The sequence below is a fragment of the Frateuria soli genome (assembly GCF_021117385.1).
In the GTDB taxonomy this organism is placed as follows: domain Bacteria; phylum Pseudomonadota; class Gammaproteobacteria; order Xanthomonadales; family Rhodanobacteraceae; genus Frateuria_A; species Frateuria_A soli.
In genome coordinates this window covers 509,273-519,891 of sequence record NZ_CP088252.1, presented here as the reverse complement: position 1 = coordinate 519,891, position 10,619 = coordinate 509,273, and the positions used below count along the sequence as shown (strand labels likewise).

Annotated in this window: 10 protein-coding genes; 6 read left to right on the top strand and 4 right to left on the bottom strand. The window is 61.3% G+C overall.

Going from position 1 to position 10,619, the window contains the following annotated elements:
* The first annotated feature begins 859 nt into the window (after positions 1-859).
* Positions 860-1,849, top strand: a complete 990-nt coding sequence (locus tag LQ771_RS02280; RefSeq protein ID WP_231350792.1) for a YaaC family protein — start codon at positions 860-862, stop codon at positions 1,847-1,849.
* 1,891 nt (positions 1,850-3,740) lie between these two features.
* Here the strand turns inward: LQ771_RS02280 and LQ771_RS02275 are convergent.
* Positions 3,741-4,897, bottom strand: a protein-coding gene (locus tag LQ771_RS02275) for an IS3 family transposase (protein ID WP_100224864.1) whose coding sequence is annotated in 2 segments (ribosomal slippage) — positions 3,741-4,648 and positions 4,648-4,897 — 1,158 coding nt in all. Because the reading frame shifts where the segments join, the coding sequence is not laid out codon by codon here.
* A gap of 362 nt (positions 4,898-5,259) precedes the next feature.
* Between LQ771_RS02275 and LQ771_RS16045 the strand changes: the two genes are divergently transcribed.
* Positions 5,260-5,682, top strand: coding sequence for a lysozyme inhibitor LprI family protein (locus LQ771_RS16045; RefSeq protein WP_425491299.1), 423 nt, complete (start codon positions 5,260-5,262; stop codon positions 5,680-5,682).
* A 4-nt stretch (positions 5,683-5,686) separates the two neighbouring features.
* Here LQ771_RS16045 and LQ771_RS02270 read toward each other — a convergent pair whose 3' ends face one another.
* Entirely contained in the window at positions 5,687-5,896 is a 210-nt protein-coding gene (locus tag LQ771_RS02270) for a hypothetical protein (protein ID WP_231350791.1), read from the bottom strand.
* Between LQ771_RS02270 and LQ771_RS16040 the strand changes: the two genes are divergently transcribed.
* From LQ771_RS16040 to LQ771_RS02255, 4 genes are all read left to right on the top strand, one after another.
* The gene (locus LQ771_RS16040) at positions 5,843-6,139 is read left to right on the top strand and encodes a DUF4180 domain-containing protein (RefSeq protein WP_425491337.1); all 297 of its coding nucleotides are present in this window, start codon (positions 5,843-5,845) and stop codon (positions 6,137-6,139) included. The two genes, LQ771_RS02270 and LQ771_RS16040, sit on opposite strands and share 54 nt — an antisense overlap.
* 88 nt (positions 6,140-6,227) lie before the next feature.
* Complete coding sequence (locus LQ771_RS02265; RefSeq protein ID WP_231350790.1) at positions 6,228-6,800, top strand: dihydrofolate reductase family protein; 573 nt, start codon at positions 6,228-6,230, stop codon at positions 6,798-6,800.
* A 916-nt stretch (positions 6,801-7,716) separates the two neighbouring features.
* Entirely contained in the window at positions 7,717-8,196 is a 480-nt protein-coding gene (locus LQ771_RS02260) for a GNAT family N-acetyltransferase (RefSeq protein WP_231350789.1), read from the top strand.
* Between the two features lie 64 nt (positions 8,197-8,260).
* Positions 8,261-8,623 (top strand): hypothetical protein, encoded by a 363-nt coding sequence (locus LQ771_RS02255; protein WP_231350788.1) that lies wholly within the window; start codon positions 8,261-8,263, stop codon positions 8,621-8,623.
* A gap of 39 nt (positions 8,624-8,662) precedes the next feature.
* On the opposite strand, the gene LQ771_RS02250 is transcribed toward LQ771_RS02255, so the two are convergent.
* Positions 8,663-9,832 (bottom strand): acyltransferase family protein, encoded by a 1,170-nt coding sequence (locus tag LQ771_RS02250; RefSeq protein ID WP_231350787.1) that lies wholly within the window; start codon positions 9,830-9,832, stop codon positions 8,663-8,665.
* The gene (locus tag LQ771_RS02245; RefSeq protein WP_231350786.1) at positions 9,825-10,619 is read right to left on the bottom strand and encodes a sensor domain-containing diguanylate cyclase; all 795 of its coding nucleotides are present in this window, start codon (positions 10,617-10,619) and stop codon (positions 9,825-9,827) included. The genes LQ771_RS02250 and LQ771_RS02245 overlap by 8 nt, the downstream gene beginning before the upstream one ends.

Sequence of the window (10,619 nt, the reverse complement as noted above, 5' to 3'; positions counted from 1 at the left end):
CACGATAGATTCGTACTTGCGTCCATTGCTCTCGTAGCCTTTTGGCTACTATGGCTATGGCTGGCAGTCGCGCTCTACCAAAAAGTGGATTCACGCTTTTCTGGCCTGCTGCCTGCCCTTCATAGCCGGCTTCAACCAGTTACTGATTGGACTTCATCATGGGCGTTGCTCAAATTTATTTGCAAAGCCCGGCCGAGCCTCATCGATGATCCTTCAATTCTCAAAGCTGTTTCGGTTGTTCGCTGGCTTGCTGTTCCAGTACTGTTCCTGTGGGCCTACGTTTTGTACTTCCAGTTGCAACACCCGGCCTAACCAATCGTTCAAGGCGGACGGCTTCGCCGCCGCTTAACTCCAGCGTTAGGCGTCAAGACAAACATGGTCGAGTGTCCCTACTGTCACAAGCCAGCTATGTCCCAGCTCCGGAAGTCGTGTTTGGGACCCATCCTTACGGCTTCTTGCCGGTCGTGCCACAAGCCAGTCTCTGTACATCCGGCAGCTATGCTTGCCGTTACCCCGTTTATGTTTAGCATCGTTCTCGCAGGGCTAGTCGTGTCTGAGGGCTGGTGGCTTGCCACCAGCTCACTACTTGCCGGTGCTGCATGCATGTTCACAATTCATGCGTTTCTCGTCCCACTGGTGCCGCGCGACACCTAACTAGTCATCCAAGCGGACGGCTCCGCCGCCGCTTAATTCCAGCGTTAGACCAGGGGGAGGAATGACGCGTCCTGTTGTCAGAAGAGCGGGAAGCACGCTCAAGGTGAAGGGCCGGCCGATACCTTTTTCGGTGTATCCGGTCACTCGCACTACGCGGCGCTTCGGACTTCAGTCCAGAATCTTCGCTAGTAGCCCATGGGGAATCATGAGGCAAGCGATTGAGAACACACTCACTGGAACAGCGAGGGAGGAAGCCAATGCATTCTTGTCTCAGGCTGACTCGTTCTACCAGATTGCCGAATCGTCTCATCTCTCGCCAACAAAACCCCTGCTTTACTACTACTCGTTCCTCAATATCGTAAAGGCGTTCGCTCTCGTAAAAGGCACGGCGACAACTTACGGCCGTGCGGTGCACGGACTGGTTGAATCCACGCCACCGGGCGGAACGGAATTTCACGATTCTATCGTCACAGTCAATTGGCATGGAGCAAGCCCGAGACTCTACAACGACCTGAAAAAAACTCTGACAGGGCGTACAGATCCGAAGAACAGGGCGTTTCAGCTCAAGAACGTCATGCCACAGCTGTTACCTGGTCATCGCGTTTGGTGTGAGGCATCAGGGTCGAAAGAGCGGTTTGTAGAAATTCAAAGGATTGATTTCCGATACGATGAAGCTAGCAAAGAGATATGGTCTGAGATCAACATCTTTTCCGACGACCTCACTCGATTCGGCATAACGCGTGATCGATTGCTCTCCGAATCCGGGCTAAGCGCAACATTCCAAGAGGCTCAGTCCGCCGAAGTTGTCGGGGACAGAAAGCTACTAAAGTTTCAACAGGTCGCACCCGTAAGGTACACAGGCAGGCCAAGCGATAAAATTGACAAGATTGTCGCGCTGCTCAAGCCCTATCTTTGGTCGTCTGCTCTTTCGGTTCCTCCGTATCGGAAGAACTATCTTTATCTCTGCCCTCCCTCGGACAGGGCTGAGATGCTTCCGCAAATTCTTTCTATCTACGTGACGTTCTTCTATCTTGGCTCTGTGACTCGCTATAGGCCGAACTTCTTTGAGAAGATTCTGGAGACTAAGCATGGAAGCCATATTCAAGAGGTGATCTTGAATCTGCCGCAGCAGTTCTTGTACCTGCTTGCAAGTGAGTTTGCTGGCAGAGAGGTGGCGCATGCGCCTTTGGTCTAACAATTCGTTCAAGGCGGACGGCTACGCCGCCGCTTAACTCAAGCGTTAGGCCGCATGGAAAGTCTATTCGCGCTCGCATACACCACTGGCCTCATTGCATTCTGGTCGGGTGTCGTCGTGACACTTTGGCGCTTCGTGCAGATGGCTTCCCGGCTCTCAGCTGCGACTGCAGTCCGGTTCGCGGCTGCGTCTTTGGCACTCGCGGTCGGGGGTTACATTCCGGCTGCACTCATCGGCGCTTGGGGCTTTTGCTCGGCGTCAGCCGGCGGCCTCTGTGCACTGGGTGGGTATGTCGGCACCGGGCTGGTCGCTGCCGGTGGCGTGCTGCTTTACCGTTTCTTTCGGGCGCGCCGGGAACTCGCTGCGGCCTAACAATTCGTTCAAGGCGGACGGCTGCGCCGCCGCTTAACTCCAGCGTTAGGCCGTCCATGGCAAAGAAGCTTCGCAAATTGCGACCAAAGGGAGAGCTGGAGCGCGAACTGCGCGACCAGCTGGTTCTTTTGCAACACGCATGTTCATCATTCGACTCGGGCCTTGAAGCCATAGGCAGGCACATAGCGCTATCGCTTCGAGTTCTCCTTCATCACCATCGAAACTCGCAAGCCTTACTACAACAGCTTGGCCTTCGTGACGGATATTTCTTCGATTCGGCTGGAGCGCTCAACCCAAAGAACCTGCTGCCGGAGTGCAACTTGGTCATGTTCCAAGTGATCCCTACTGGGGCGAGGTACCTGCCTCTGGTCGCCGCGGGGGAGCCTCCAGTAAAGCCTCGTTTAGTGCCGTTCTCCACCTGGTGGAACGAGCCTGTACTTAAAGATGGCAAAGGCCGCCTTTTCAACCGGCGAGAACTCGTATGCAATGTTGCGGACACTGATGGCGGTGCTCACGTAGACCCTGAGCTTGATGAGGCCTACATGGATCTTTCGCGTGGAAATTCCTTAGGCTGGGTGTTCCAAAGCGGAGCCAGCACGGAACCACTCGCGGGGCGGCCAGAACTCGCTTGCATGCGCCAAATAGCTCATGAGCTCCTACTTACCTTACGACGGCGGCATGCGAAGGCGTTTGAAGCCGACACTCCCGCCCCTGCCTAACCAGTCGTTCAAGGCGGACGGCTGCGCCGCCGCTTAACTCCAGCGTTAGGCCCAACCACAAGGCGCGCCAAATGAAGCTCTTTGCTATCGGAACGTTTCTAGCAATCGCCATGAGTCCGTGCTCTGCTACCGGTAACGCGCCCCTTGTTCGCACGCACTACGAAGTCACCATCCAAAAAGGACAGAGCACCTGGACCGTTGGCTCAGACGCAAATGTTGTTTCAGGGAGATCCATAGATAACGACATTGGCCCCTACAGGGTGTCGTTAGTGCCAGAGCTTGGTTCATCTGGTCACTACAACCTAAAGGTTTCGGTCGGAGTAATCCCGACGACTCCGAACGGTATTTATACGCCAATTACACAGACGTTCGCAGGGAACATGGAATTTCCCCTTGAATTCGAGAGCACAATAGGCGGGCTCGGCATCAAAGGCGCAATAATGGTAGCCAAAGTTCGGAGATGAGGCCTAACCACTCGTTCGAGGCGGACGGCTCCGCCGCCGCTCAACTCAAGCGTTAGGCCCTTGCTTGGTTGTTCTCTCGCAACGTGCACTTCGGCCAAGTCTTCGTCAGCTTGCACCTCCCCGCACTTGGTCGCTGCCTTTGCAGCCCTGCCGCAAGCCCCAGGCATCCAAAGCTGCTAGCGTTGCGTTCGGTGGGGTTCGCGCTGTGCCGGCACAGTCGCCCAAGCATGGCGTAGCGCAAGCCCCTAACTCTTCATTCAAGCGGACGGCTTCGCCGCCGCTTAATTCGGGCGTTAGGGCTCATGTGGAACGGTACGTACAAACGATGGAAGGGTTCTACCCCGTTTCCACGGACGGTTTGATTAAGGCTGAAAACTCCCGGTCCCGCCTGGCGACTCTACGACGCATGCGCGGGTTGTGGAACCGCTCGAGGTAATCGAACAGGTCAGCACGCGCCTCGTTCCTCGTCCGGTAGCTGCGTCGGTACACCCGCTCGCGTTTGAGCACACCGAAAAAGCCTTCGCACGCCGCGTTGTCGGCGCAGTGTCCGACGTCGCTCATGCTGCAGACCAGAGCGTTGCCGCCCAGGAACTTCTGGTACGTACCGCTGATGAACTGGCCACCCCGATCGGAGTGCAGGATGAGCTCCGAACTTCCCTCCCGCTGCCACACGGCCATCTGGACCGCCCGCACGACCATGTGGCGATCCTGGCGGTGGTGCATCGACCAGCCGACCACGAGCTTGCTGTAAAGATCGACCACCACGCACACATAAAGCTTGCCTTCCTGGGTCACGACCTCGGTGATATCGGTGACCCACTTGGTTTCCGGTTCATTTGCATTGAAGTCGCGTTCGAGCCGGTTGATGACGCCGACCGGGCGAGAGCCCGGCTTGCCGCCGAACCGGCGCTTCCTGCGTCGTGGCCAACCTTGCAGACCCTCGCCGGCCATCAACCGCGCCACCCGGTTGAGGCTGACGTGCTCGCCCTCGTCGCCGAGGTCCTCGTGCATGCGAGGGGCGCCGATCACGCCCTTGCTGTCCTCATGGATCTCCCGAATGCGCTCCAGCAGGCGCGCATTCGCCTGTGCCCGTGGCCCCGGCTTGCGCCCGGCCCAGGCGTAGAAACCACTGGTTGAAACTTCCAGGCAGCGGCACATCATCCCGACGGGATAGTCGCTGCGGCAGCGCTCAATCACCGCGTACCGTTCGGTGATTGCTTCGCGAAGTACGCTGCCGCGTCTTTTAAAAAATCTCGTTCCTTCGTGACTCGTGCTAGCTCGCGCTTGAGGCGAGCCAGCTCCTCGTCGCGAGGCGTGCCGCCGCCGGGGAACGCCTTGCCCCCCTCGCTCTCCGCCTCGCGCACCCAACGGGTGAGCATGTTGGGGTTGACCCCGACCTCCAGGGCGATCTGGCGGCAACTCGACTTCGATCGCCGGACCAGCTCGACGAGCTCCCGCTTGTACTCGGGGCTGTAACGCTTGCGCTTCGACATGGACACTCCTTTGGCCCAGTATGAGCCTTAGTGAAAGTGTCCGCAGAATCGGGGTAGAACCCAGGCAGGGTTCTGTCGTTTCATGAGTGGTCGCTCTCCAGCATGATTGACGTCGCCCACCACCTTGGTTGGCTTGGCCTCGACGTTAAAAAGTTCTCCCATGCACTGCGCGACTTTCGGAACCTTATTCACCCGTATGAGCAGCTTGTGACTCGTGCCTCTCCTGACGCAGACACTTGCAACATCTCTTGGCTTGTCGTGCAAGCGGCAGTCAATGATTTGGCGCGTACATTGCGTGGGGCATAACAATTCATTCAAGCCGAAGCCGCTTCGCGGCTCGGCTTAATTTAGGCGTTAGGCCAGTGAGGATCTACGTGCGTACCCCACGAAGTTTTGCACTGATCGTTCTTGGACTGTGTTCAGTGGGTTTTGCTCGAGCCTCCACACTCCAATGCGACGGCAACACGCTCGAAATCCAAGCATGCATGGGGAAGAAGCTTGATGAGGCGAACACCCGGCTAGCCAAATATCTAACCGCAGCACAGGCGCGGATAGATAAGGACTTTGGTTCAAGGCCAAACCTCAAGACCGCACAAGCTGCGTGGGTGCGCTACCGTGAACTTGAGTGCGGAGACGTCTTCGAGCTATGGGCGCAAGGAACGTACCGAAACACTGCAAGTTCCGAGTGCATGCTTCGGCTCACCCAGCAGCGGACCCATGAGATATGGCAGGCGTACCTTACCTACCAAGATTCCACTCCGCCGCTGCTTCCCGAGCCTCGTTAGGTATTCAGGCCTCCGCAGGCCTAACAACTCGTTCAAGGCGAACGGCTTCGCCGCCGCTTAACTCCAGCATTAGGCGGCACACATGCAGTTTCATCTGGTCCAGAATTTTGATCCAGACGTCATAGAGTGCATCACCGGCATCACGGACGTTCGAGATGCAATGGAGCTTGCCTATGCCTGTAGTGATGCCGACACTGACTTGCTGCTCATCCATGCTGGAGCGCTGCCCTCGGAGTTCTTTCAACTCCGCACCGGGTTCGCTGGGGAGTTCGTGCAGAGACTTGTCAATTCCCGCCTACGTTCCGCTGCCGTCTTTGACCCAGCTGGATCCTATCCGGAGAGGTTCCGTGAGTTCTTGCTGGAGGCGCGTCGCCACCCACAGTTCCGCGCTTTCGATAGCCCGCGGGACGCGTTGGCCTGGTTGGCGGCACCGGCAGGGCAGCCGGGTACCGCCTGACAATTCGCTCTTCAAGGCGAACGGCTACGCCGCATGACTCAGGGGTCAGGCGGAACAACCCAACTCATACGGAGCTGAAAGAACAGCAATGACGACTCAGTACTACACCGCATCAAGCATCGACGGATTCATCGCTACCGAAGATGATTCGCTGGATTGGTTGTTTCCGCTGGCAGATATAAATGACACAAGCTATCCCGCCTTTATTTCGGAGGTTGGTGCCATAGCGATGGGCTCGTCAACCTACGAATGGTTGCTGAGACACGCGGTCAAACTCGGTACTGTGGAGGAGGCCGCCTGGCCCTATTCACAGCCCGTATGGGTCTTCTCGAGCCGTAACCTTGATGCCCCTGCAGGGGCGGACATACGCTTCGTTCAAGGTGATATCCCGCCTGTTCATGCCCAGATGGAGGAAGTCGCCAAACCGAAGAATATTTGGGTCATGGGTGGGGGCGATCTTGCTGGGCAATTCTTTGACGCGAATCTCCTGGATGAGGTCATCGTCCAGATTGGCTCGGTTTCCCTGGGTCACGGCAAGTCCGTGTTTCCACGCAGGGTCCTCAGCCCTGGCTTCCAGCTCGTGTCTGTAAATCGCGTTAACGATGGCATGGCCGAGTTGCATTACAGAATCGGCAAGGCGAACCAAGCAGGTGCCGCCTAGCTCGGGCGTCAGGTGCACCATGCAGCTTCGGCGGCCATACAGGCCGATCGGACCGCTACGAGTCCGTCTCTGGGGACTTCATGTCCAGCCGGAGCAAATCCATCGGCGTCACAACGGTCCGTGACTGGGCCAAAGCCCTGCCACCGGGCGGTTCTGGGCTGCGGCCATGGCATGCCGATCTCGAAGGCGCTCATCGACCAAGGGCTTGCCGTTCATGGGATCGATGCCTCACCGAGCCCGATCGCAGCGTTGCGCCTCCGCTTCCCCGCTGCCCCGGTCGAGTGCGGCGCCGTCGAAGACTCGCGGTTTTTCGATCGCCAGTTTGAGGGCATCGTTGTCTGGGGGCTTGATGTTCCTTCTTGCGCCGGACGTTCAGGCAGCCCTGATTCACAAGGTCGCGCTGGCATTGAGGCCGGGAGGCAGATTTCTGTTCACCGCGCCACATCAGGCATGTGAGTGGCTGGACAACCTCACGGGACGGAAGTCCCGTTCTATTGGATCAGGGATGTATCGCTCACTGGTAGAGGCGGAAGGCCCGCCCTGGTTGGCGAAACCGGGGATGAAGGGCAGAACCGCTACTACTTCGTTCGCAAGCCGGGCAGCGCGCACAGTGCGGTCTGACAATCCGGCCAAGCGGGCGTGCGTATCGCGACGCGCCGCTTGACTCCAGCGCATGCCTCCATGAGCCGGCACTCGTCCTCTGGTCGTGGGAGCCTTGGCATCCTTTGCTGTCTGTCCAACTTGGCGGATGACAGTTCGGTCGAGCGGGGCCCCACGCGTCGGGCCCGGCCTGTCGCCGCACACCGCCTTGCCGGCACAATACGGATACCCGCGGCGCGTCGGACCGCAGTAGACGGTTCGGGGGCCGCAGACAGCTTCGCCGCCAGGTAGCGCCATGTCGCCAAGCGAACCACCGATGATCGATCTCGCTCCGCTCGACCTGCCCAACCTGCGCAGGCTTGCGGCAGCCGAAGCGGCGGATTTCCAGGCCACCGAAGGGGCGCTGCCACCCGCGCACGTCGCGGCCCGTGCCCTGGCGCAACTGGAATCAGGGGTTGCACCCGACTGGTGTGTGCCATACCTCATCGTCGCGAGGGAGTCCGGCGAGATCCTGGGAGGCTGCCGGTTCAAGGGCGAGCCGGTCGATGGCCGCGTGGAAATCGGCTACGGCGTCGCCCGGTCGGCCCGGCGTCGCGGCGTGGCCACCGCGGCAGTGGTCCGGATGATCGGGCTCGCGGCGGACAGTGGCCTGGTGCGGTACGTCGATGCGCATATCCTCCCGGACAACATCGCGTCGAGCCGGGTCGTCTCGCGCCTCGGCTTCTCGCGGCTGGGAACGGTCGTTGACCCGGATGGCGAGCTGGTGGTGCACTGGGCCTACCGGGTCGCGGTCTGACTGGGCGGACCGGGACGCTTCACGGCCGGACCGGTCCTGGTGGCCGGGATAGGGAGAGCGAGGAATGTTTGCAGTCATCGTCTCGGCAGCCGTGCTGGCGGCCTCGCAGATGGGCTTCGATGAAGCCAAGGCGCTTGCGGACAGGAACGAGGCCAGCCTGGATCGGCAGACGAGTGCGCAACTGGTGGCGGCGCAAGGCAAGGCGCTGCATGAAGCCGTGGCGGCGTGCGCGCGTCCGGACGCGGATGTTCTTCCGTTTACCGTGGTCCTGTCCCTGAACGGGGATGGTTCGACCCAGGCGAGCTGGCTGCGGGGCACGACCTCGCTCGCCAAATGCGTGCGAAACCGGCTGGCGGACACCGGGCTTGCAGGTCGTTGGACAACGCCGTTCTACACGTCCTTCGAGGTGTCGTTCGACCGCAACTAGGGGCCCCTGGAGGCGGCGCACGCCTGCACGGGGAGCGCATCATCCGGTCGCTGCGGAGGCCGCGACCGGGCTGGTTGCAGGCCGCAGCCAGCGCTCGCGCAACCAGCGCTCGCATGGCGCCGACCACCCGCGCGCAATCAGCATGCCCAGTGCCCAGCAGGCGACGAAGGCCGGCAGGTACCACAGGAAGCCGCTGCGCGCGTCGGCGCCGCTCCAGCGGTACAACCGCACCAGTGCGAACACCACGAACATGTGGCTGAGGTAGATCTCGTAGCTGAGCCGCCCCCAGCTGCACAGCCAGCGCAGGCCGCGCGGCACGCGCAGCGGCTCGGCGCGGAAGGCGAGCAGCAGCGCCAGCGTCGAGCCGGTGAGTACCAGCATCACGCCCTCGTGCAGCAGCGGCCACAGCCAGCGGCCGCCCAGCGTGGCGCCGGCGAGGCCGAGCGCGCCAAGCCACCGCAGCAGGCGACAGGCGTGCGGCGACATCCGCGGGCCGCGCGCGAACCACAGCGCACCGAGCACGCCGGTGGCGATGGCGGCCATGCCGGGCAGGTAGGCCTTCTCCTGCCAGATCTCGTTGCCGTCCAGCGCCGCGCGGGTCCATGGCAGCGACAGCGCCAGTACCAGCAGCAGCGGCACCAGTGCCCAGCTGCGCCTGAGCAGCAGGCAGGCCAGCGGGAAGCCCAGGTAGAAGGCCTCCTCGATGGACAGCGACCACAGCACGTCCCAGCTGCCCGGCAGGTAGCCGGTATGACCCTCGTACCAGTTCAGGTGCAGGCCCAGCGCAGCCAGCAATGCGCCGCCGAGCGACTGGTCCGGGCGATGGATCGCATAGTCGGACAGGCCCAGCCCGTGCAGCACGGCCAGCACCGCCAGCAGCGCGGCCAGGCACGGCACGATGCGCGCGAAGCGGCGGGCGTAGAACGCCTTCGGTTCGATGCGTGCCAGGCTGCCCCAGCGTTCGAGCGCATTGCCCGCGATCAGGAAGCCGGAGATCACGAAGAACACGAACACCGCTTCGTAGCCGTTGTAGTTGAGCGCCTGCAGCAACCGCGCCGGCAGCACGTCCGCCAGCGCGGTGGCCTTGAGCGGGATGCGCATCGGCAGGCTCAGGTGGTTGAGCAGCACGAACACGATCGCCAACCCGCGCAGCAGGTCTATGCCGACGTTGCGATGACCGCCGTGTGACGACCCGGCCAGCTCAGACATGGGATGCCACCAGGCTTTGCGAAGCCACGACCCGGTTGCGGCCCTGCTGCTTGGCCCGGTACAGGCAACGGTCCACCGTCTCCAGCAACGCCAGCAGGTCGTCGCCCGGGCCGGGCACGAGGGTGGCGACGCCGAAGCTGGCGGTCAGCGTGCCGGCTACGCCGGAGGCGCCATGCGGGATGCCCGCCTCCGCCAGTCGCGCCAGGCAGAGCTCGGCGCGCTCGAGCGCACCGGCCGCGTCGGTGCCGGGGAGCACCATCAGGAACTCCTCGCCGCCGAAGCGGCCGAGCAGGTCCAGCCCGCGGACGGCCGTCGCCTCGAGCAGCCCGGCCACCCGCCTCAGGCAGGCGTCGCCGGCGAGATGTCCGTAGTGGTCGTTGTATTGCTTGAAGCAATCGATGTCCGCCAGCACCAGCGAGAGCGGCTTGCGTTCGCGGCAGGCGACGGCCCATTCGGCGTCGAGGAACGCATCCAGCCGCCGGCGGTTGGCCACACCGGTGAGGCCGTCGCGGAAGGACAGCTCGGTCAGTTCGCCCTGCAATTGCAGCAGCCTTTCCTCCGCCCGCTTGCGCTCGCTGATGTCAAACATGAATCCGACCAGGGAATCGACCGCGCCTTGTTCATTGCGCACGACGTGGACGACGTCGCGGATCCACACGTAGTCGCCCTCGCAGGTCAGCGCGCGGTAGTCCGCCTCGTGGTCGACGCCCGCCTGCGACTGCGCGATGCAGAACTGCACCACGCGGTCGCGGTCGTCCGGATGGATGCGGTCGGCCCAGTCCTGCAC